Here is a 20,813-nt window from a genome sequence, read left to right as displayed (position 1 = left end):
GCGCCGCGATACCGTCAGGTTCTGAGCGGCAGCACGCGGTCGGGCGGGCGGTGACCGTCAACGAAGGCCCGGATGTTGATGATGACCTTCTCGCCCATGTCGATGCGGCCCTCGAGCGTCGCCGAACCCATATGCGGCAAAAGCACGACCTTGTGCCGGGCAGCAAGCTTGAGCAGCTTGGCATTGAGCGCCGGCTCATGCTCGTAGACGTCGAGGCCGGCGCCGGCGATCTTGCCGTCCTGGATCAGCTTGACCAGCGCTTCCTCGTCGATGATGTCGCCGCGCGCGGTGTTGACGACATAGGCCGTCGGCTGCAGCAGCGCCAAGCGCCGTGCCGACAGAAGATGGAAGGTCGCGGGCGTCGACGGACAATTGACGGAAATGATGTCCATGCGGGCCAGCATCTGGTCGAGGCTCTCCCAATAGGTCGCCTCCAGCCCGTCCTCGACCGCCGGCAAAACACGATGGCGGTTGTGATAGTGGATGGACAGGCCGAAAGCCTTGGCCCGGCGCGCGACGGCCGTGCCGATGCGGCCCATGCCGACGATGCCCAGCCGCTTGCCCCAGATGCGCCGGCCAAGCATCCAGGTCGGCGACCAGCCGGCCCATTTCTTGTCGCCGGTGAGCACATTGGCGCCCTCCGCGAGCCGGCGCGGCACCGCCAGCATCAGCGCCATGGTCATGTCGGCGGTGTCTTCGGTCAGCACATTGGGCGTGTTGGTGACGGTGATGCCCCTCTTGGCGGCCGCGGCCACGTCGATCTTGTCGACGCCGTTGCCGAAATTGGCGATCAGCTTGAGGTTGTCGCCGGCCTGGGCGATCAGCGCCGCGTCGATCTGGTCGGTCACCGTCGGCACCAGCACGTCGGCTTCCTTGACCGCGGCGACCAGCTCCGGCTGCGTCATCGGCCTGTCCTCGACATTCAGCCTGGCGTCGAACAGCTCGCGCATGCGGGTCTCGACCGGGTCGGGCAGCTTTCGCGTGATGACCACGAGAGGCTTCTTTTTGCCTACCATTGTTTCCCTCGTTGAGACCTCTTTAACCAAGACCGGCGAAACTGAAAGCCGGTCGCGGTAGCCGATTTACCCATGTAACAAGCGGTGCCGCCGAAGACAAAGAAAAAGGGGCGCCAAGGCCACCGGGCCGGCGCCGAAAGGAACGAAAGTGTCTGGTTTCGCGTCGCTTCGCCTGGCCATCAGCGCAGCATTTCTCGGCGCTCTCCTCTATTCCCCGCTTGCCGTGGCGCAGGGCGCGGCCGCGCCCGCCCAGAGCGCCGTCACGCTCGGGCCGAGCGGCCTGCCGCTGCCGCGATTCGTCAGCCTGAAGTCCGGCCGCGTCAATTCGCGCGTCGGCCCCGGCGCCAACTACTCGGTCGACTGGATGTATATGAAGGCCGGCCTGCCGATGGAGGTCGTCCAGGAATTCGACACGTGGCGCCGCGTGCGCGACGCCGATGGCTCGGAGGGCTGGATCAACCAGTCGCTGCTGTCAGGCCGGCGCACGGCGATCATCGCGCCCTGGCAGCGCGGCAAGGGTGCCCAGATCAACCTTATGAAAAGTCCCGACAAGGATGCCCGTGTGGTGGCGATCGTCGAGCCGGGCGTCATGGGCACGATCAAGTCCTGCGACGGCCAGTGGTGCGAAATGACGCTCGATGGCCACACCGGCTGGCTCGCCCAGGCCGCGGTCTGGGGCGCCTATCCCGGAGAGCGGGTCAAGGACTGAGCTCGTCCCGCTTACGCCCGATGCGGCCGAGGTGGGTGTCCTGAAAACCGGTTGGCAGTTTCAGGCCGTAGCCCAGTGCGCGGTCGATGGCGATGTGGGCGATCCAGATCAGTGCGACCGCGATCGCGACCGCATGACCGGACAGGTACCCGACGAGCAGCAGCAGCACCGGTACGATGAGGATGTGCAGGGCGTTGTAGGCGATGGCGCCGGTGCGCGGCCCGCCGAGATACCCGAACATTGACAGGTCCGGCGCCAGGATGAGCAATCCGAAGAGCCACCAGGAAACGCCTGACCAAGCGTAGAAGACGATCGCAACGGCCGCCACGACAGCCCATTCGAGGCGGATTATCAGGGCGAGGGGCTTCATCCCTGGCAGATTACTCTGGCCTGACAGATTACTCTGGCCTGACAGATTATTCTGGCCTGACAGATCACTGCCGGCCGAACCGATTGTTCTGGCCTCACCGGTCATTCCTGGCGCTTGGGGCGCAGCCTCACCACGATGTCGACATTGGCGATTTCCATGCCCTCGGGCGGATCCGGCAGGTTGGTGACCGTCACCGGACCGTTGGCGATGTCGAAAATCCGGTTTTCGCCTTCGATGTAGAAATGATGGTGGTCGGAGGTGTTGGTGTCGAAATAGGTCTTGGCGCCCTCGACGGCGAGGATGCGCAGCAGCCCCGCCTGTGTGAACTGGTGGAGCGCGTTGTAGACCGTGGCCAGCGACACCGGCACGCCGGCGGCCAGCGCCTCCTCGTGCAGTTCCTCGGCCGAGAGATGGCGATCGCCCTTGGCGAAAAGCAGGTCGGCCAGCGCAATGCGCTGCCGTGTCGGCCTCAGGCCGGCCTCACGTACCCGCTTGTCCACAGCGACATTTTCCTTCCGGCAGCCCCGGTCCATCTGGTCTTCCAAGCCAACAGTCCCGCTTCAAGACACGCCCAGAATGGCAAAAAAATGAATGCCTGCCGAAACCGGACCCCTGTTGACATATATTCGGTCGTCCGAATGCGATCAATAGCGCGCATTGACCCGGGCAGACTGGCGGGTTAAGCGCAAACGCCGGTTTCCGGCCTGAAACAGATTGTGTTAGGACACCAACGACAAGGGCGCGCTACCGCCCGGACGATATGGGGACGAGATTGATGCCGGGTAAATCCAGCTACGACTACGAAGAATTGCTGGCCTGCGCCCGCGGCGAGCTGTTCGGAGAGGGCAATGCCCAGCTGCCCTACCCGCCGATGCTGATGTTCGACCGTATCACCGAGATCAGCGAGACCGGCGGCGCCTTCGACAAGGGCTTTATCCGTGCGGAGTTCGATATCAAGCCGGACCTGTGGTTCTTTGCCTGCCATTTTATCGGCAATCCGATCATGCCAGGGTGCCTCGGCCTGGACGCCTTATGGCAGTTGACCGGCTTCTACCTTGGCTGGCTCGGCGAACCCGGCAAGGGAATGGCGCTGTCGACCGGTGAGGTCAAGTTCAAGGGCATGGTCACGCCATCGGTCAAGAAGGTCGAGTATGGCGTGGATTTCAAGCGTGTCATGCGCGGCCGGTTGGTGCTGGGCATCGCCGATGGCTGGATGAAGGCGGATGGCGAGCCCATATATGCGGCGACGGACCTGAAGGTCGGTCTGTCCAAGCAGTCGGCGGTCGGTTGACCGCACCCTTGGCCGACCCACTGGCCAGCATCCCTGGAAGGAGTTGCGAATGAGACGTGTCGTAGTCACAGGCCTCGGCATCGTGTCGTCGATCGGCAACAATGCCAACGAGGTGCAGACCTCGCTGCATGACGCCAGATCCGGCATCAGCTTTTCCGATTCCTTTGCCGAGCACGGTTTCCGCTGCCAGGTCTGGGGCGCACCGACACTCGACCCCTCGGCCATGATCGATCGCCGCGCGATGCGCTTCCTGAGCCAAGGAGCTGCCTGGAACCACGTCGCCATGGACCAGGCGATCGCCGATGCGGGCCTCGGCGAAAGCGACATCACCAATGAGCGCACCGGTATCGTCATGGGCTCGGGCGGCCCCTCCACCCGCACCATCGTCGAGGCGGCCGAGACCACGCTGAAGAACGGCAGCCCCAAGCGCATCGGCCCCTTCGCGGTGCCGAAGGCGATGTCGTCGACCGCGTCGGCAACGCTGGCCACCTGGTTCAAGATCCACGGCGTCAACTATTCGATCTCGTCGGCCTGCTCGACCTCGGCGCATTGCATCGGCAATGGCTACGAGCTGATCCAGTGGGGCAAGCAGGACATGGTCTTTGCCGGGGGCCACGAGGATCTCGACTGGACGATGTCGGACCTGTTCGACGCCATGGGCGCCATGTCGTCCAAGTTCAACGACAGGGCCTCGGCCGCTTCCCGAGCCTATGACGTCAATCGCGACGGCTTCGTCATCGCCGGCGGCGCCGGCGTGCTGGTGCTGGAAGAACTGGAGCATGCCAAGGCGCGCGGCGCCAAGATCTACGCCGAGATCGTCGGCTACGGCGCGACTTCGGACGGTTTCGACATGGTGGCACCCTCCGGCGAAGGCGCGGTCCGCTGCATGCGCCAGGCGCTGGCGACGGTGTCCACGCCGGTCGACTACATCAACACCCACGGCACCTCGACGCCGGTGGGGGATTCCAAGGAAATGGGCGCCATCCGCGAGGTGTTCGGCGAAAAAATGCCGTTCATCACCTCGACGAAGTCGCTGACCGGCCATTCGCTGGGCGCGGCCGGCGTTCAGGAGTCGATCTATTCGATCCTGATGATGCAAGGCGGCTTCATCGGCGAAAGCGCCCATATCGAGACCCTCGACCCCGAATTCGAGGGCATGCCGATCGTGCGCAAGCGCATCGACAACGCCAAGATCGATACCGTCCTGTCAAACTCCTTCGGTTTCGGTGGCACCAACGCAACGCTGGTTTTCCAGCGCTATTCCGCATAAGGCCAGCGGTTTTCTAAAAGGATTGCCTGCCATGGACGGATTGATGAAGGGCAAGCGCGGGCTTGTCATGGGTGTCGCCAACGATCATTCGATCGCCTGGGGCATCGCCAAGAAATTGTCCGAACATGGGGCGGAGCTCGCGTTCACCTATCAGGGCGACGCCTTCGGCCGCCGGGTCAAGCCGCTCGCCGACAAGCTCGGCGCCTCGCTGGTCGTTCCCTGCGATGTCGAGGATAGCGCTTCGGTCGCCGCCACGTTCGAGACGCTCGGCAAGGAATGGGGCGGACTGGACTTCGTCGTCCACGCCATCGGCTTTTCCGACAAGAATGAGTTGAAGGGCCTCTACGCCGACACCAGCCGGGACAATTTCGTCCGCACCATGGTGATCTCCTGCTACTCCTTCACCGAAGTGGCGCGCAACGCCGCGGCCCTGATGACGGAAGGCGGCTCGATGATCACGCTGACCTATGCCGGTTCGGTGCGCGTCATGCCGAACTACAATGTCATGGGCGTCGCCAAGGCCGGCCTCGAGGCCAGCGTGCGCTACCTTGCCAACGACTACGGTCCGCGTGGCATCCGGGTGAACGGCATCTCGGCGGGCCCGGTACGCACGCTCGCCGGCGCCGGCATTTCGGACGCCCGTCACATGTTCTCGTACCAGCAGCGCAACTCGCCGCTGCGCCGCACGGTGACCATCGACGAGGTCGGCGGCTCCGCGCTTTATTTGCTGTCCGACCTTGCCTCGGGCGTCACCGGCGAAATCCACTATGTCGATTCCGGCTATCACATCGTCTCCATGCCGACGCTCGACGAGTTGAAGCAGACGGATGGCTAACCGGCCCTTACGGATCAAGGCGCCACGCTTTGGGCAACCGTTTGGAGAAATGGCTCTCTTTCCAGTAAAGAAAATAATCTTCTCCAGTAAAATTGGATACATTCGCGGAAACTCATTTTAAGGGGATTTCCGCTATAGAGTCCCGCAATCTGGGGACCTTTGAATGACTGCCGTCAGCAACCCGAAGCGAACACCGGTGTTCCGACTGCTCACGATAGCGAGTTCGGGCATTGGCAGTTTTGTCCTCGGCATCTGGGGCCTGAAGCACGGCCTCGGGGATGGGTTTGCCGGCATATCGATGGACATGATGGTCGCGATCATGGCTGCGCTTTGCGCGCTGGCGGCGTCGGTGGCGGCCATGTCGTTCTTCGCCGGCGTCGATGAATCGGCGGATTTCGTCTTCAACGAAACCCATTTCGACAAGCTGACCGGACTGCTGGCGCGCCCGGCGATGGTCGGCAAGGTCGCCGAGGCGGCATGCGCGACAAGCCGGACCGGAGAACCGGTGTTCCTGATCGACATCGACATCGACCGGTTCAAGCAGATCAACGACGCGATCGGCTATACGCAGGGCGACGAGTTGATCCGCGCCTTCACCAAGCGGCTGCAGACCTGCGTGCCCGCACGCGCCCTGGTCGGGCGTATCGGCGCCGGCGAGTTCGCGGTGCTGCTTGCGGATCATCAGATCCAGGGAACGATGGAAAGCATGGTCGAAAGGCTCATCGACGAAATGATGGAGCCCTATGAACTGAGCACCCATCAGCAATCGGTGAGCCTGTCGGTGGGTATCGTGGCTATGCCCAAGGATGGCGTCGATCCGGTCCTTATCCTGCGCCGCTCCAACCTGGCGCTGCAGAATGCGCGCGCCGGCGGGGTCGGCAACTGGTCGGTGTTCAACAGCGAGATGGCGCGTGTCGCCGATCATCGTCAATGGGTCGAATCCGAACTGCACACCGCTTTCGAGCGCGGAGACTTCGACCTGCACTATCAGCCACAGCTCGACCTGCCGACCGGCCGGATCATCGGCTACGAGGCGCTGATCCGCTGGAACCATCCCGAACGCGGCATGATCCCACCCTTGGAGTTCATCCAGATCGCCGAGGAAACCGGGATGATCCACCCGATCGGCGAATGGGTTCTGCGCAAGGCCTGCAGCGATGCCCGTCATCTGCCGGACGACTGTTTCGTCGCCGTCAACATCTCGCCGGTCCAGTTCATGACCAAGGACTTCGTCGGCATCGTGCGCGACACCATGCGGGCCACCGGCATCAAGCCCTCGCGGCTTGAGCTGGAAGTCACCGAGACGGCGATGATGCAGGACCGCGACCGCGCGGCCGCTATCCTGAAAGAGCTTGCCGAAATGGGCATCTCCGTTGCCGTCGACGATTTCGGCACCGGTTATTCGAACCTCAGCTACCTCATCGACTTCTCATTCGGCAAGCTGAAGATCGACCGTTCCTTCGTCAGCCGCATCGATACCGATTCCAGCTCCGGCGCTGTCGTCTCGACCATTGTCGGGCTTTCGCGCGCGCTCGGCGTCAGCATCATCGCCGAAGGCGTCGAGACCGAGAGCCAGGCGACGCTGTTGCGGGCGGCCGGCTGCGAGGTGGTGCAGGGTTATTTGTTCGGCCGGCCGGCGCCGCTCCAGTTCAGGCTTGGCGACGAGCACGCCACCGACGAGTTCCGGCGCGTCGCCAACCTGCATTGAGCAAGTCAGCGCCGAGCGGAAAACACCTTGAACATGCCGTCGCGGGCAAGCTCCGCGTGGCTGGCAAAGGCGGCCGACAGCACGGGCTCGTAGGGAAGCTGCCGGTTGGCGACCATGAACAGCCTGCCACCGGGCTTCAACGCCTTGGCCGCCGCGCGGATCATGCCGGCGCCGATCTCCGGCTCCGCAGCACGGCTGCGATGAAAGGGCGGGTTCATGGCGACGACGTCGTAACGGCGCTCGACAGGCTCGGCGAGCAGATCCATCCAGAAGAAGCCTTGCGCCACTGTGTTGGCCAAGTTGCCCTTGGCCGCCTCCAGCGCATCGAAATCGGCCTCATAGAGATCGAGACCCGACAGGCCTGACGAGCGGGCAGCCATCTCAGCCGCGACATAACCCCAACCAGCACAGAAATCGGCCGCATTGCCGCGCAGGTCATTGGGCAAATTGTCGACCAGCAGTTTCGAACCCGCATCGACGCGATCGAAGGAGAACATACCAGGTGCGGTGTGGAACCGCTCCTCGATCAGCAAAGCGGGATTGGCGGCGCGAAGCGTGGCTGCGGCCTGCATATCCACAGGGCGGCGCAGCCAGAAGGCGATGCCGTGATATTTCGGCATATGGCCGTCGAGCGGCACGAGCTCGTCGACGCGCTTGCGAAGGCTAGCAATGCCGTCGTCCTTGCCGCCGGCGACGACGACAAGCCCGCCTGGCGCCACGCGCTTGAGGGCCTCGGCGATACGCAGTTCGTTCTGGCCGCGGTGACGGCCCGCGAGCACCAGGGCGGCATCAAATCCGTCCCCCTCGGTTTGCGGCGTGACGGAAAAGCCCGCTGCCTGCAATGCACGGAAATATGGCCGGAAGCCCAGTACGAGATGCAGCGTGGCCTCGAAACCCGACGGCACGCGCAGGCCGGGCTCGGCGCCGAGGAAGAGGATGCGCTCGCCCTTTCGCGGCAAGGCAAGAGCCTCGGCCTCGAAGGGATGGAAAAGTGTCTTCAGCGCTTCAGCGGACATGGAAGTGCTCCCAGAGTCTTACGCAATTCCCAAGGGAAAGCGCCTCATACTTTCCTGGAACCGCTCCAAACGAAAACGGGCGCGACATAAGCCGCGCCCGCTTCGATTTTTCCGTCAGATCGCTCAGGCGGCGTCTTCTTCGCCTTCGGCCTTCTTGTCGCGCACGATTTCCTTGCCGGTGGCCTGGTCGACGACCTTCATCGACAGGCGGACCTTGCCGCGCTCGTCGAAGCCCATCAGCTTGACCCAGACCTTGTCGCCTTCCTTGACGACGTCGGAGGTCTTGGCGACGCGCTCGTTGGCGAGCTGCGAGATGTGGACGAGGCCATCACGCGGACCGAAGAAGTTGACGAAGGCGCCGAAGTCGGCGGTCTTGACGACCGTGCCTTCGTAGATTTCGCCGACTTCCGGCTCGGCGACGATGGTGTGGATCCACTTCTTCGCCGCTTCGATCTCCTTGGCGTTCGAAGAAGCGATCTTCACCGTGCCGTCGTCCTCGATGTTGATCTTGGCGCCGGTCTTCTCGACGATCTCGCGGATGACTTTGCCGCCCGAACCGATGACGTCGCGGATCTTGTCGGTCGGGATGTGCATGACCTCGATGCGCGGCGCGAATTCGCCGAGTTCGGGGCGGGCGCCGGTCAGGGCATGAGCCATTTCGCCGAGGATATGCTGGCGGCCGTCCTTGGCCTGATCCAGCGCGATCTTCATGATCTCCTCGGTGATGCCCTCGATCTTGATGTCCATCTGCAGCGAGGTGATGCCGTTGGCGGTGCCGGCGACCTTGAAGTCCATGTCGCCGAGGTGATCCTCGTCGCCCAGGATGTCGGAAAGCACGGCGAAGCGCTCGCCTTCCTTGATCAGGCCCATGGCGATACCGGCAACCGGCTTGGCCAGCGGCACGCCGGCATCCATCAGCGCCAGCGAGGTGCCACAGACGGTGGCCATCGAGGACGAGCCGTTGGACTCGGTGATCTCCGAGACGACGCGCAGCGTGTAGGGGAACTGGTCAGCGCTCGGCAGCATCGGACGGATGGCGCGCCAGGCGAGCTTGCCGTGGCCGATTTCGCGGCGGCCCGGCGAACCCATGCGGCCGGTCTCACCGACGGAATAGGGAGGGAAGTTGTAGTGAAGGAGGAACTTCTCCTTGTACATGCCGGTCAGCGAATCGACATACTGCTCGTCTTCGCCGGTGCCGAGCGTGGCAACGACCAGCGCCTGGGTCTCGCCACGGGTGAACAGCGCCGAACCATGGGTGCGCGGCAGGACGCCGACTTCGGAAACGATCTTGCGGACAGTCTTCAGGTCGCGGCCATCGATGCGCGAGCCGGTGTCGAGGATGTTCCAGCGCACGACCTTGGCCTGCAGTTCCTTGAACACCGAGCCGATCTGCTCGGAGGTGTACTTGGCCTCTTCGCCTTCGGCCGGAGCAAAGGCTGCCTTGACCTTCGCCTTGACGGCGTCGACGGCGGCATAGCGCTGCTGCTTGTCGGTAATCTTGTAAGCCTCACGAAGCTCGTCGCCGACGATCTTCAGCATCTCGGCTTCGAGCGCGGAATAATCCGGCGCGGTGAAGTCGCGTGGCTCCTTGGCGGCAACTTCGGCCAGCTTGATGATGGCGTCGATTACCGGCTGGAAGCCCTTGTGGCCGAACATGACAGCGCCGAGCATCAGCTCTTCGCCAAGTTCCTTGGCTTCCGACTCAACCATCAGCACGGCGTCGGCGGTGCCGGCGACGACGAGGTCGAGCTTGGATTCCTGCATTTCGTCGATGTGCGGGTTGAGGACGTATTCGCCGTTGATGTAGCCGACGCGCGCACCGCCGACCGGGCCCATGAAGGGAACGCCCGACAGGGTCAGAGCGGCCGAGGTGGCTACGATCGACAGGATGTCCGGATCATTCTCGAGGTCATGCTGGACGACCGTGACGACGATCTGCGTGTCGTTCTTGTAGCCGTCGGCGAAGAGCGGACGGATCGGGCGGTCGATGAGGCGCGAAACCAGCGTTTCCTTTTCGCTCGGACGGCCTTCCCGCTTGAAATAGCCGCCCGGGATCTTGCCGGCGGCATAGGTCTTTTCCTGGTAGTTGACGGTCAGCGGAAAGAAATCGAGGCCAGGCTTGGGCTCCTTCATCGAAACGACGGTGGCCAGAACCTTGGTCTCGCCGTAGGTGGCGAGCACAGCGCCGTCAGCCTGACGGGCGATCTTGCCGGTTTCGAGGATGAGCGGGCGACCGCCCCATTCGATTTCCACTTTGTGCTGATTGAACATGTCTTGTCCTTTGTATGAGGAAGGGCCGCGCCGTTTCAGCGTGCGCGGGTGCCCTTTCTTCTGGCTTCCTTTCTCGGGCAGCCACGGGCAAGACAACGGGAGGCTCGGGTCTGTCGGCACGGTGGCCATACGAGCGTCCTGCAATCCTGCCCCATGACCGTCCATGGGCGGCTCCGAGTGGCCCTCTGCACGCTCGAAGCCGGATATGGCCAATCGATCGATCGGCCTGCGCATGACCCCGAAACCCACGGCTTACGGAACGCGTCATGCGCAATTCAACTTTTCGGAGCGTCCGTCCGGCATCCCGATGGGCTGCGCGGCGCTCCAGTCCTGCATTCGAGATCGGATTGGTCCGGTGCTCGAATGCGCGACCGGCGGACTCCTTGAGGGAGCCCGCCGGTCAATTCGTCAACGGCGCAGACCGAGCTTCTCGATCAGTGTCTGATAGCGCGCGTCGTCCTTGCGCTTGAGGTAATCAAGCAGGCTGCGGCGCTGGGACACGAGAGCGAGCAGACCACGGCGGGAATGGTTATCCTTCTTGTGGTCCTTGAAATGGTCGGTCAGGTTCTTGATGCGCTCGGAAAGGATGGCCACCTGGACTTCCGGAGACCCGGTATCGCCCTTGGCGGTCGCGAATTCACCCATCAATTCCTTCTTGCGCTCGGCAGTAATCGACATCGTGTTTTTCCTTATCTGTTTGAGGAAACGGGTCGCCCTCAGCCGGGATGTCGTCCAGCAGGGGCCGGTGCAAGCAAAGCGTCGTGGCGCTATGCTGCGGCGCATATAGTGCAATTCCCGGCAAAACACCAGCCCAATTCACCAAGCCGGCTTTTCAGCCCCAAATGCCCGGTTTTATCGGCGTCAGAGCCATTTCTTCCATTTGAAGAAGGCAATCAAGCCGACCGCGACAAGCAGCATGAAGACGAGTGCCGCCGGATAGCCATAGTAAGACCGCAGCTCCGGCATGTTCCATGGCGAGGTATCGGGACTGAAATTCATGCCCCAGACGCCGACCAGGAAGGTGAGCGGCATGAAGATGACCGAGACGATGGTGAGATAGCTGATGACGTCGTTGGTGCGCGCCTGGCTCAGCGACAGATGCATCTCGATCAGCCCGGTCAGCATGTCGCGCTGGGTCTCGACCAGTTCGATCAGCCTGAGTGAGTGGTCGAGCGTGTCATTGAGGAAGACCTTGGTCTCGGCTCCAACATAGGGCACGTCGTTGCGGATCAGCGTCGCCAATGCATCGCGCATCGGCCACAGCACGCCCTTCAGCACGTTGGCGTCGCGCCGCAATTCGTGCAGTTGCCGCATCTGATGCTTGTGCGGCGAATGCAGCATCTCATCCTCGATGCCGTCGACCAGGTCGCCGGCCGCCTCGATCGGCGGGAAATAGCTGTCGACGATGGCGTCGATCAACGCGTAGGCCAGATAGTCGGCGCCGCGCGTGCGCAAGCGGTTGGGCGCCGAACTCTCGATGCGCTTGCGCACCGGGTCGAACGGATCGCCCTCGCGCTCCTGAAAAGTGACGACGAAGTTCTCTCCGACGAAGACGGCGATCTGCTCGTAGCGATGCGCGGTGACATCGTCGATCATGCGCACGACGACGAAGGCATGATCCTCGAAGAAGTCGACCTTGGGCCGCTGGCCGGTGTTGACGACATCCTCCAGCGCCAGCGGATGCAGGCTGAAGATGCGGCCGATCTCCTTGATCAGCTGGATGTTGGCGAGGCCGGTGCAGTCGAGCCAGATCACCGGCCATTTGTGGCAATTGGCCTCGACATCGTCGATGCTGGCATTGTCGATGGTCTTGAACTTCTGCGGCGAGATCAAGGTCAGCCGCAATTCGGAGCGTCGCGCCGCCGGATCGGCGATCAGCGTGCCCGGCGAAGCGCCTACCGGCGGCCGCCTCATCTTTACAGGCGCCCGCTTCTTCACCGCCTCGACCTTTGCCATGTGCCCCTCGAGCGTAGAGTCGATGTGAAGTTAGCCGAGAGCCGTCAACCGGCAAAGACCCGCTTGGGCTTGAACATGCCTTGTTCGATCGCGCCGATGGCCACCAGCTTGCCGCGAGCCGTCGCGCAGGCTTCCTCGGCCTCGACAGGCGCATCGCGGCCGCGAATGATGACCGGATTGCCGAGGCGGATCTTGGTCGCCGCATCGTCGCTGATGGCGATCTGCGGCAGGCAGTCGAGAGCCGCCGACGTGTCGACAAGAAGCGCGTCGATCGCGCCGAAGTCCACTGGCACGTCAATCGCATCGGCGTCGTCGGCAGGCTCCGGCTTGTCCTCGCCTTGCGCACCGAAACGGGCCGCTTCCAGCTCGGCGATGGTGACGAAATCCTCCGATGTGAACGGCTCGACCTCGACCCGGCGCAAATTGCTGATATGGCCGAAGCAGCCGAGATCGCGGCCCATGTCACGGGCCAGGGAACGCACATAGGTGCCCTTGCCGCATTCGACCTCGAAAACGGTATGGTCGGCGTGGTGTTCGACCACGTCGAGGCGGCCGATCTCGATCTCGCGCGCGGGAATATCGACTGTCTCACCTTCGCGGGCGAGGTCGTAGGCGCGTTCGCCCGCGATCTTGATGGCCGAAAATTGCGGCGGCGTCTGCATGATGACGCCGGTGTATTTCGGCAGCAGCGCCTTGACCTCGGCCTCCGCCGGACGGAGGTCTGAACTCTTCGTCACCGGTCCTTCAAGGTCGTCGGTCGAGCGCTCCTGCCCCCAGGCGACGGTGAAGCGGTAGATCTTGGCGCCGTCCTGCACATAGGGAACGGTCTTGGTGGCCTCACCGAGCGCGATCGGCAGCATGCCGGAAGCCAGCGGATCGAGCGTGCCGGCATGACCGGCCTTTTCCGCCTGGAACAGCCATTTGATCTTGGACACGGCCTCGGTCGAGCCCATGCCCACGGGCTTGTCCAGCACCACCCAGCCGGAGACCGGCCGGCCCTTCTTCTTGCCGCGGCGCCCCATTATTCGCTGTCCTTGTCGTCTTTGGCCCTGTCGTCTCTGGTCTTGTCGTCGTCCGCATCGAGATCGCGCGCCACTTCAGGCGACTTCAGCAGATCGTTGATCCTGGCGAAATTGTCGAAGGAGGTGTCGAGCTTGAAGCGGAACTCCGGCATGAACTTCATCTGCCGCAGAGCGCCGGAGACACGGCCGCGGACGAATTTCGCATGCTTGTTCAAAGCCTCCACAACAGCATTCGCGTCCTTGGCGCCAAGCGGCGAAACGAAAGCGGTGGCAACCCTCAGGTCGGGCGACATGCGCACTTCCGAGACCGACACAACGGTATTTTCGATCAGCGGATCGATGATCTCACCGCGCTGCAACGTTTCGGACAGCGCGTGGCGCACCTGTTCGGCAACGCGCAGCATACGCTGGGACGGGCTGGATGTGGTTGGACGGGGCATTTTTCTCAATCCTGAAAGCGTGAGGCACGGGATAGGACCGTGCCGCATGTCTCATATGTCAACGCATCGGCCCGAAATCGAATTCGGTTTCGAAAAGCACGATGCGCAATTTCACAATAAACTCCAGGCGACGGTCTTTCGACCACCGCCTGGCATGGACAAGTCACGCGAACTCAGAGCGTCCGGGTCACCATCTCGACGCGGAAGCACTCGATGACGTCGCCGACGCGCATGTCCTCGTAGTTCTGGAAGGCCATGCCGCACTCCTGGCCGCCGGGGACTTCCGAAACCTCGTCCTTGAAGCGCTTCAGCGTCTTCAGCGTGCCTTCGTGGATGACGACGTTGTCGCGGATCAGGCGCACGCCCGCGCCACGCTCGACCTTGCCTTCGGTGACACGGCAGCCGGCGATCTTGCCGACCTTGGTGATGTCGAATATCTCGAGGATCTCGGCATTGCCGATGAAGGTCTCGCGACGCTCCGGCGACAGCAGGCCCGACAAAGCCGCCTTCACATCATCCACCAGGTTGTAGATGATCGAGTAGTAGCGGATTTCGATGCCCGCGGCGGCTGCCGCGGCACGTGCCTGTGCGTTGGCACGGACGTTGAAGCCGATGATTGCCGCACCAGACGTTTCCGCCAGCGAGACGTCGCTTTCGGTGATGGCGCCGGCGCCAGCATGGACGATGCGCGCACGCACCTCGTCGGTGCCGAGCTTGTCCAACGCGGCGTTGATCGCCTCGATCGAACCCTGCACGTCACCCTTGATGACCAGCGGGAATTCCTTCAACCCGCTCGTCTGCAACTGCGACATCATCTGTTCGAGCGAGCCGCGCTGGCCGGCATGCCTGGCCACCGCCTTCTCGCGCGCCAGACGCTGGCGATACTCGGTGATCTCGCGAGCGCGGGCCTCGTTGTTGACCACGGCAAAGCGGTCGCCGGCCTGTGGTGTGCCCTGAAGGCCGAGCACCTCGACCGGCATCGCCGGCGGCGCTTCCTTGATCTGCTCGCCGCGATCGTTGACCAGAGCGCGTACGCGACCCCATTCGTTGCCGGCGACGAGGATGTCGCCCGGCATCAAGGTGCCGGTCTGCACCAGCACGGTGGCGACGGGGCCACGGCCCTTGTCGAGTTGCGCTTCGATGACGACACCCTCGGCGGTACGGTCCGGATTGGCCTTCAGGTCGAGGATTTCGGCCTGCAGCAGGATCGCCTCGAGCAACTTGTCGAGATTGGTGCCCTTGGTCGCCGACACTTCGACGTCCAGCACTTCACCGCCCATCGATTCGACGAAGACCTCATGGCGCAGCAGTTCGGAGCGCACCTTCTGCGGATCGGCGTCATGCTTGTCGATCTTGTTGATGGCCACGATGATCGGAACGCCGGCGGCCTTGGCATGGCTGATCGATTCGATCGTCTGCGGCATGACGCTGTCGTCGGCCGCCACCACCAGGATAGCGATGTCGGTGGCCTGGGCGCCGCGGGCACGCATCGCCGTGAAGGCAGCGTGGCCGGGCGTGTCGATGAAGGTGATCTTCTGACCGTTCTTCTCGACCTGATAGGCGCCGATATGCTGGGTGATGCCGCCGGCCTCGCCGGAGACGACATTGGCGTTGCGGATGGCATCGAGCAGCGAGGTCTTGCCGTGGTCGACGTGGCCCATGATGGTCACGACCGGCGGACGCGGCACCAGGTCCTCGGCGTTGTCGGCGATGTTGAACAGGCCTTCCTCGATGTCGGATTCGGCGACGCGGCGGACCGTGTGGCCGAATTCGGTGGCGACCAGTTCGGCCGTGTCGGCGTCGATGACGTCGCCCGGCTTCAGGATCTGACCCTGCTTCATGAAGAACTTGACCACATCGACCGCACGTTCGGACATGCGCTGCGCCAGTTCCTGGATGGTGATGGTCTCGGGCAGGATCACTTCGCGCATGACTTTCTCGCGCGGCTCATTGTGCATCGCGCGCTTGAACTTCTCCTGACGGCGACGCATCGACGACAGCGAACGGGCCCGCGCATCCTCGTCGGAAAGCGCGGAATTCAGCGTCAGCTTGCCACGGCGACGATCTTCCTCGCCCTTGGTCGGCTTGGCCGGACGCGCCACTTCGGGCGTAACCAGGCGACGCACCGGCGCGCCCGCGCCAGCCCGCTTCGGCTTGACCTCTTCTTCGTCCGCCGTTGCCAGTTCCGCGGCCAGCGGCGCGCGGCGGCGTGCTTCTTCCTCGGCACGGCGGCGCGATTCGGCCTCGGCCTGCAGCCGTGCCTCTTCCTCGGCCTGGCGGCGTGCGGATTCCTCGCGCTCGCGCTTGCGGCGCTCTTCGTCCTCGGCCCGGCGCTTGGCTTCCTCGGCGGCGCGCTGACGGTCTTCGACCTCGCGGACCTTGGACCCTTCCAGCGCCCTGCGGCGGGCTTCCATTTCGCTGCGCGACAGTTCGTTCAGCACCATGCCGCTGCGCTCGACCGGAGCCGGCGGGGCAGGCGGAGGCGCAGCCTTCGGCGCTTCCTGCACGACTGGGGCCGCCGCGACCGGCGGCTTCGGCGTGAAGACGGGCACAGGGGCCGCGGCAGCCGGCTCCGGCTTGTCGCCGGGCAGGGAGAATTTGCGCTTCTTGGTCTCGACCACGACCGACTTGGTACGGCCATGCGAGAAGTTCTGGCGCACGGTGCCCTGTTCCATGCCGGGGCGCTTCAGCGTCAAGGTCTTCTTAGGTGTAACACTCAACGTCTTGTCGTCGCCCGATTTCGTATCGCTCATTCCATATCCTCTGCGGCCTCATCTTCGTCAGCAACGGCCGCAAGCATTGCCAGATCGTCCGGGGTACCGCCCCGATACCGGTCGAGCGCAACCATGCGCTTCTGGACCGCCTTACCCGCGTCTCCCGCGAGGACGGCAGCATGTATCACATTTGTACCCCCCAATGCCAAGCTCAACTCGGCCTCGGAGAAAAGTTTGTAGGCAAGGATGGAAGGGCCGCCAATATGGACGGTCGCCCGCCGCGCCTGGCTGATCTTGCGCACGCCATCGTCCGACGCTTCGGTCGCGTGGAGCACGAAAAGCGCCAGTCCGCCGCGCACGGCACTCTCAACCTTGGTGGCGCCAAGAGAAATTGCGCCTGCCTTGCGGGCGAGACCCAACATGCCCAGAGCGGATCTGGAAAGCAGCCCATCGACCATGCCGCCAAGATCCGACGGCACAACCACCTGTGCCTTGAAGGCGCGGGCAAAAAGGTTCTTGGCCGCCGCCTTCTCAATATGTAGGCGGTCGGCACTCACCCAGCAACCGCGGCCGGGCAGATTTCTCTTGAGATCGGGAACGACGGCCGAATCCGGGCCGACGACGAACCGGATCAGTTCATCCGGTTCGGCCTGCTTGCGGGTAACGATGCAGGTGCGATCGTTCATCTCGTCCAAGGGCGGGTTGTGTGCGATGCGGTTTCACCTCACGCACCAACGGCTTCGTCAGCCGATGCTTCTTCGGCCGCAAGCTCGTCTTCGGAAATCCAGCCGGCCTTGAGACGGGCGTTGAGCACCATCTGTTCGGCATCGGCGCGCGAAACACCGTGATTGGCCAGCACGCCCGGATAGACCTTGGTCTCGCCGTCCTTGCGTTCCTTCCAACCGGTCAGGTCGTCGGCGGCATAGCCGGCGAAATCCTCGATCGTCTTCACACCATCATCACCGAGCGTCACCATCATGGCGGTGGTGATGCCGGGGATTTCGCGCAGTTCGTCCTTGACGCCCAGCGCCTTGCGCTTCTCGTCGTGCTCGGCCTCGATCTTTTCGAGGTACTCGCGGGCGCGGGTCTGGATTTCCGAAGCGGTGTCGTCGTCGAAGCCGTCGATCGAGGCGATTTCGCCGGCGTCGACATAGGCGACTTCCTCGACGCTGGTGAAGCCTTCGGAGGCCAGCACCTGACCGACCATCTCGTCGACGTCGAGGGCTTCCATGAACAGCGCCGAGCGCTCGACGAACTCCTTCTGGCGGCGCTCGGATTCCTCGGCCTCGGTCAGAATGTCGATATCCCAGCCGGTGAGCTGCGAGGCGAGGCGCACGTTCTGGCCGCGGCGGCCGATGGCCAGCGACAGCTGATCGTCAGGAACCACCACTTCGATGCGCTCGGCATCCTCGTCGAGCACGACCTTGGCGACTTCCGCCGGCTGCAGCGCATTGACGATGAAGGAGGCGGCCGAGGGCGACCACGGAATGATGTCGATCTTCTCACCCTGCAATTCGCCGACGACGGCCTGGACGCGGCTGCCGCGCATACCGACGCAGGCGCCGACCGGATCGATCGAACTATCACGCGAGATGACGGCGATCTTGGCGCGCGAGCCCGGGTCGCGGGCGACCGACTTGATCTCGATGATGCCGTCATAGATTTCCGGCACTTCCATGGTGAACAACTTGGCCATGAACTGCGGATGCGTACGCGACAGGAAGATCTGCGGGCCGCGCTGCTCGCGGCGCACGTCGTAGACATAGGCGCGGACGCGGTCGCCATATTTGTAGTTTTCGCGCGGAATGAGCTCGTCGCGGCGGATGATCGCCTCGCCACGGCCGAGATCGACGATGACATTGCCATATTCGACACGCTTGACGGTGCCGTTGACGATCTCGCCGATGCGGTCCTTGTATTCGTCATACTGGCGGTCGCGCTCGGCCTCGCGCACTTTCTGCACGATGACCTGCTTGGCCGACTGCGCGGCGATGCGGCCGAAATCCATCGGCGGCAGCTGTTCGGCGATGAAGTCGCCGAGCTGCGCGTCGGGATTGCGCTCGCGAGCCGAGGAAATGGCGATCTGGGTGGCGTAGTCGTCGACCTTTTCGACCACTTCCATCAGCCGCTGCAGCTTCATCTCGCCGGTGTTCGGGTTGATGTCGGCGCGGATGTTGGTCTCCTGGCCGTAACGCGAACGCGCCGCCTTCTGGATCGCATCGGCCATGGCGGCGATGACGATCGACTTGTCGATCGACTTTTCACGCGCGACGGCGTCGGCAATCTGCAGCAGTTCAAGTCTATTGGCGCTTACAACCATGTTTTTTCTCCCGAGCCTGTTTGCCGGACTTTTGGGCCCGGCAGCTCAATCAACTTTCCTGTTCGTGTTCTTCCGTGGCGTCCGCTTCCGCACCCTCGGGCGCGTCGTCATCCGGTTCGCCGCGGCGTTTCTTGGCTTCCTTGCGCGCCCTGTTGTCCTTCGACAACGCATCGCGGATGAGATCGTCGGTCAGGATCAGCCGGGTTTCGGCAATGGCGTCGTAAGGCACGCGCACCGTCGGTTCCTCGCCATAGGCCGCCTTGTCGCGCTCGATCAGCACGTCGTTCTCACCGGCCTCGGCGATCTTGCCCTTGAAGCGCTTGCGATCCGCGACGATGACCGATGTTTCCATCTTCACCAGATGACCGGTCCAGGTCACGAAATCGGATTTGCGCACCAACGGCCGGTCGATGCCGGGCGAAGAGACTTCGAGATGATAGGCCTTTTCGATCGGATCATCGACGTCGAGCGCCGGCGACACCGCGCGGCTGACCTCTTCGCAATCCTCGACGGTCATGGTGCCGTCCTCGCGTTCGGCCATGATCTGCAGCGTCAGTCCGTTCTGGCCGGACAGATGCACCCGCACGAGGCGAAAGCCGATACCGCGCAGCACCGGCTGAACGATCAGCGCAATGCGCGCATCGATGCCGCTTTCGCGGATGATGCGGTCGTCACCTTCGCTTGCCGTTGCAGTCATCAAGTACCTGTCGTTTCGAACCTATCGGCAGGTAATAAAAAAGAGCGGGACCGGGTGGACCCACTCTTCGTCATACCGACCAAGAATTTGAGGTTGATATAAACGAACATGGCCGGTGTTTCAAGCCCGCCGTGCCGAACCGGCAAAAGGGCTGACAGCGTCAGCATTGCTCCAGGCGCATGGCCACCATGCGCCAATCCCTCTGTGAGAGCCGGCGGAGCGCTCTTATTTGTTAGCCACGACACGAACAGAAGAGGCGCGCGGTGGCGCGCGAAAGGACAAGATCATGAGCAATCGCAGACTGTTTTCCGCCTTGGGCGAGATCTTCACCGCATTCGGCGGCGCCGTTGCCGCGTCACGCTCGGTGGAAGCCGGGCGCAAGCCCCGCGCCGACGATTTGCGCAAGCTCGGCATGGATCCGGCCATCTTCAACAGAATCGGCCGTTTCTGAAAATCCGGCGAGGGACGCGCCTATTTCCTGACAAAGGTCAGATAGGCAGGCCGCCGGCCCTCGCGAACGGCCTTCGCCTCGTAACGCGTGCCTGGCCAGCCCTCATAGGGGCGATGCCAGTCGGCGGCTTCGGCCGCCTGCCATGCGAAGGCGCCATGCGCCCGGCAATGCAGCAAGGTCCAGTTCACATAGGTGTCGATATCGGACGCGAAGCGGAATTTTGAGCCCGGTTTCAAGACCCGCGCGAAACGCTCGAGATTGACCGGACTGACGAAACGCCGCTTCCAGTGCTTCTTTTTCGGCCATGGATCTGGATAGAGAAGATCGATGCCGTCGAGCGAGGCCGGCGGCAGCCAGTCGAGCAGCCGGGTGGCGTCATCGTCATGGACCCGCAAATTGGCCAGCGGCGTTGCCCGCACCGCCATCATCATCTTGGCCATGCCGTTGACGAAGGGCTCGACACCGATGAAGCCTGTTGTCGGCGCCTCGATGGCGCGGTGCAGAAGATGTTCGCCGCCGCCAAAGCCGATCTCGAGCCTGACGGCCGAAACGTCACTTTCAAACAGAGTGCGCAGATCCGACGGCGCATCAGCCGTCAGATCGAGCCGGTAGGCGCCAAGCCCGCTTTCCAGGGCCGCCGCCTGCTGCGGACGGACGGGCTTGCCGCGCCGACGACCGAAAAAGGCTTCGGTCGTACGGCTTGGCCTGTCTTGCGGGCTCATCTGGC

20 protein-coding genes are annotated in these 20,813 nt (G+C 63.3%); 6 read left to right on the top strand and 14 right to left on the bottom strand.

Features of this window, described 5'->3' with window-relative positions; all coding sequences use genetic code 11:
* Positions 1–14: 14 nt before the first annotated feature.
* Complete coding sequence (locus CK227_RS05185; protein ID WP_019863085.1) at positions 15–1,016, bottom strand: D-glycerate dehydrogenase; 1,002 nt, start codon at positions 1,014–1,016, stop codon at positions 15–17.
* Positions 1,017–1,164: 148 nt separating this feature from the next.
* Between CK227_RS05185 and CK227_RS05180 the strand changes: the two genes are divergently transcribed.
* The gene (locus CK227_RS05180; protein WP_095771836.1) at positions 1,165–1,725 is read left to right on the top strand and encodes an SH3 domain-containing protein; all 561 of its coding nucleotides are present in this window, start codon (positions 1,165–1,167) and stop codon (positions 1,723–1,725) included.
* On the opposite strand, the gene CK227_RS05175 is transcribed toward CK227_RS05180, so the two are convergent.
* Together CK227_RS05175 and irrA are read right to left on the bottom strand one after the other, a co-directional pair.
* On the bottom strand, positions 1,715–2,200 hold the full coding sequence (locus CK227_RS05175; protein ID WP_245318075.1) for a DUF4260 domain-containing protein: 486 nt from the start codon (positions 2,198–2,200) through the stop codon (positions 1,715–1,717). The two genes, CK227_RS05180 and CK227_RS05175, sit on opposite strands and share 11 nt — an antisense overlap.
* A complete protein-coding gene (gene irrA / locus CK227_RS05170) occupies positions 2,197–2,628 on the bottom strand; it encodes an iron response transcriptional regulator IrrA (protein ID WP_010913333.1) in 432 nt (143 codons plus the stop codon). Before irrA ends, CK227_RS05175 begins: the two co-directional genes overlap by 4 nt.
* A 242-nt stretch (positions 2,629–2,870) precedes the next feature.
* Between irrA and fabA the strand changes: the two genes are divergently transcribed.
* The 4 genes from fabA to CK227_RS05150 all read left to right on the top strand — a co-directional run bounded on the left by fabA (position 2,871) and on the right by CK227_RS05150 (position 7,199).
* Entirely contained in the window at positions 2,871–3,386 is a 516-nt protein-coding gene (gene fabA, locus CK227_RS05165) for a 3-hydroxyacyl-[acyl-carrier-protein] dehydratase FabA (RefSeq protein WP_095771834.1), read from the top strand.
* 49 nt (positions 3,387–3,435) lie between these two features.
* Entirely contained in the window at positions 3,436–4,656 is a 1,221-nt protein-coding gene (gene fabB / locus CK227_RS05160; RefSeq protein ID WP_095771833.1) for a beta-ketoacyl-ACP synthase I, read from the top strand.
* A 31-nt stretch (positions 4,657–4,687) separates the two neighbouring features.
* Positions 4,688–5,491, top strand: coding sequence for an enoyl-ACP reductase FabI (gene fabI, locus CK227_RS05155; RefSeq protein ID WP_010913330.1), 804 nt, complete (start codon positions 4,688–4,690; stop codon positions 5,489–5,491).
* A 163-nt stretch (positions 5,492–5,654) separates the two neighbouring features.
* On the top strand, positions 5,655–7,199 hold the full coding sequence (locus tag CK227_RS05150) for a bifunctional diguanylate cyclase/phosphodiesterase (RefSeq protein ID WP_095771832.1): 1,545 nt from the start codon (positions 5,655–5,657) through the stop codon (positions 7,197–7,199).
* A 5-nt stretch (positions 7,200–7,204) separates the two neighbouring features.
* Here CK227_RS05150 and CK227_RS05145 read toward each other — a convergent pair whose 3' ends face one another.
* The 10 genes from CK227_RS05145 to rimP all read right to left on the bottom strand — a co-directional run bounded on the left by CK227_RS05145 (position 7,205) and on the right by rimP (position 19,635).
* Positions 7,205–8,215, bottom strand: coding sequence for a class I SAM-dependent methyltransferase (locus CK227_RS05145; RefSeq protein ID WP_095771831.1), 1,011 nt, complete (start codon positions 8,213–8,215; stop codon positions 7,205–7,207).
* Positions 8,216–8,338: 123 nt separating this feature from the next.
* Positions 8,339–10,486, bottom strand: coding sequence for a polyribonucleotide nucleotidyltransferase (pnp, locus tag CK227_RS05140; protein ID WP_095771830.1), 2,148 nt, complete (start codon positions 10,484–10,486; stop codon positions 8,339–8,341).
* 408 nt (positions 10,487–10,894) lie between these two features.
* Positions 10,895–11,269, bottom strand: coding sequence for a 30S ribosomal protein S15 (gene rpsO / locus CK227_RS05135; RefSeq protein WP_269465810.1), 375 nt, complete (start codon positions 11,267–11,269; stop codon positions 10,895–10,897).
* A gap of 78 nt (positions 11,270–11,347) precedes the next feature.
* Complete coding sequence (gene corA / locus CK227_RS05130; protein ID WP_095771829.1) at positions 11,348–12,442, bottom strand: magnesium/cobalt transporter CorA; 1,095 nt, start codon at positions 12,440–12,442, stop codon at positions 11,348–11,350.
* Positions 12,443–12,486: 44 nt separating this feature from the next.
* Positions 12,487–13,464, bottom strand: a complete 978-nt coding sequence (gene truB / locus CK227_RS05125; RefSeq protein WP_095771828.1) for a tRNA pseudouridine(55) synthase TruB — start codon at positions 13,462–13,464, stop codon at positions 12,487–12,489.
* Positions 13,464–13,904: a 30S ribosome-binding factor RbfA gene (rbfA, locus tag CK227_RS05120; RefSeq protein ID WP_095771827.1), complete on the bottom strand. Its 441-nt coding sequence runs from the start codon at positions 13,902–13,904 to the stop codon at positions 13,464–13,466. The genes truB and rbfA overlap by 1 nt, the downstream gene beginning before the upstream one ends.
* 173 nt (positions 13,905–14,077) lie before the next feature.
* Positions 14,078–16,657 carry a translation initiation factor IF-2 gene (gene infB, locus CK227_RS05115; RefSeq protein ID WP_095771826.1) on the bottom strand — a complete coding sequence of 860 codons (2,580 nt, stop codon included), beginning with the start codon at positions 16,655–16,657 and terminating at the stop codon, positions 14,078–14,080.
* Positions 16,654–17,304, bottom strand: coding sequence for an RNA-binding protein (locus CK227_RS05110; RefSeq protein WP_095771825.1), 651 nt, complete (start codon positions 17,302–17,304; stop codon positions 16,654–16,656). The genes infB and CK227_RS05110 overlap by 4 nt, the downstream gene beginning before the upstream one ends.
* Positions 17,305–17,342: 38 nt before the next feature.
* Positions 17,343–18,938, bottom strand: coding sequence for a transcription termination factor NusA (gene nusA, locus CK227_RS05105; RefSeq protein WP_095771824.1), 1,596 nt, complete (start codon positions 18,936–18,938; stop codon positions 17,343–17,345).
* A gap of 49 nt (positions 18,939–18,987) precedes the next feature.
* On the bottom strand, positions 18,988–19,635 hold the full coding sequence (gene rimP, locus CK227_RS05100) for a ribosome maturation factor RimP (protein WP_095771823.1): 648 nt from the start codon (positions 19,633–19,635) through the stop codon (positions 18,988–18,990).
* A 286-nt stretch (positions 19,636–19,921) separates the two neighbouring features.
* Between rimP and CK227_RS36625 the strand changes: the two genes are divergently transcribed.
* The gene (locus CK227_RS36625) at positions 19,922–20,086 is read left to right on the top strand and encodes a hypothetical protein (protein WP_095771969.1); all 165 of its coding nucleotides are present in this window, start codon (positions 19,922–19,924) and stop codon (positions 20,084–20,086) included.
* Between the two features lie 20 nt (positions 20,087–20,106).
* Here the strand turns inward: CK227_RS36625 and CK227_RS05090 are convergent, their stop codons facing one another.
* A complete protein-coding gene (locus CK227_RS05090) occupies positions 20,107–20,808 on the bottom strand; it encodes a tRNA (guanosine(46)-N(7))-methyltransferase TrmB (protein WP_095771822.1) in 702 nt (233 codons plus the stop codon).
* Positions 20,809–20,813 lie beyond the last annotated feature (5 nt).

The sequence above is a fragment of the Mesorhizobium sp. WSM4308 genome, assembly GCF_002294905.1.
GTDB lineage: Bacteria > Pseudomonadota > Alphaproteobacteria > Rhizobiales > Rhizobiaceae > Mesorhizobium.
The sequence above is the reverse complement of the archived record's forward strand: the minus strand, read 5'-3'. Positions and strand labels throughout refer to the sequence as shown.

Bases quoted from the DNA above. Each gene is read 5' to 3' on its own strand.
- CK227_RS05185 (WP_019863085.1), bottom strand. From the start codon at position 1,016: ATGGTAGGCAAAAAGAAGCCTCTCGTGGTCATCACGCGAAAGCTGCCC.
- CK227_RS05175 (WP_245318075.1), bottom strand. From the start codon at position 2,200: ATGACCGGTGAGGCCAGAACAATCGGTTCGGCCGGCAGTGATCTGTCA.
- irrA (WP_010913333.1), bottom strand. From the start codon at position 2,628: ATGGACCGGGGCTGCCGGAAGGAAAATGTCGCTGTGGACAAGCGGGTA.
- fabA (WP_095771834.1), top strand. From the start codon at position 2,871: ATGCCGGGTAAATCCAGCTACGACTACGAAGAATTGCTGGCCTGCGCC.
- fabB (WP_095771833.1), top strand. From the start codon at position 3,436: ATGAGACGTGTCGTAGTCACAGGCCTCGGCATCGTGTCGTCGATCGGC.
- fabI (WP_010913330.1), top strand. From the start codon at position 4,688: ATGGACGGATTGATGAAGGGCAAGCGCGGGCTTGTCATGGGTGTCGCC.
- CK227_RS05150 (WP_095771832.1), top strand. From the start codon at position 5,655: ATGACTGCCGTCAGCAACCCGAAGCGAACACCGGTGTTCCGACTGCTC.
- CK227_RS05145 (WP_095771831.1), bottom strand. From the start codon at position 8,215: ATGTCCGCTGAAGCGCTGAAGACACTTTTCCATCCCTTCGAGGCCGAG.
- pnp (WP_095771830.1), bottom strand. From the start codon at position 10,486: ATGTTCAATCAGCACAAAGTGGAAATCGAATGGGGCGGTCGCCCGCTC.
- rpsO (WP_269465810.1), bottom strand. From the start codon at position 11,269: ATGCGCCGCAGCATAGCGCCACGACGCTTTGCTTGCACCGGCCCCTGC.
- corA (WP_095771829.1), bottom strand. From the start codon at position 12,442: ATGGCAAAGGTCGAGGCGGTGAAGAAGCGGGCGCCTGTAAAGATGAGG.
- truB (WP_095771828.1), bottom strand. From the start codon at position 13,464: ATGGGGCGCCGCGGCAAGAAGAAGGGCCGGCCGGTCTCCGGCTGGGTG.
- rbfA (WP_095771827.1), bottom strand. From the start codon at position 13,904: ATGCCCCGTCCAACCACATCCAGCCCGTCCCAGCGTATGCTGCGCGTT.
- infB (WP_095771826.1), bottom strand. From the start codon at position 16,657: ATGAGCGATACGAAATCGGGCGACGACAAGACGTTGAGTGTTACACCT.
- CK227_RS05110 (WP_095771825.1), bottom strand. From the start codon at position 17,304: ATGAACGATCGCACCTGCATCGTTACCCGCAAGCAGGCCGAACCGGAT.
- nusA (WP_095771824.1), bottom strand. From the start codon at position 18,938: ATGGTTGTAAGCGCCAATAGACTTGAACTGCTGCAGATTGCCGACGCC.
- rimP (WP_095771823.1), bottom strand. From the start codon at position 19,635: ATGACTGCAACGGCAAGCGAAGGTGACGACCGCATCATCCGCGAAAGC.
- CK227_RS36625 (WP_095771969.1), top strand. From the start codon at position 19,922: ATGAGCAATCGCAGACTGTTTTCCGCCTTGGGCGAGATCTTCACCGCA.
- CK227_RS05090 (WP_095771822.1), bottom strand. From the start codon at position 20,808: ATGAGCCCGCAAGACAGGCCAAGCCGTACGACCGAAGCCTTTTTCGGT.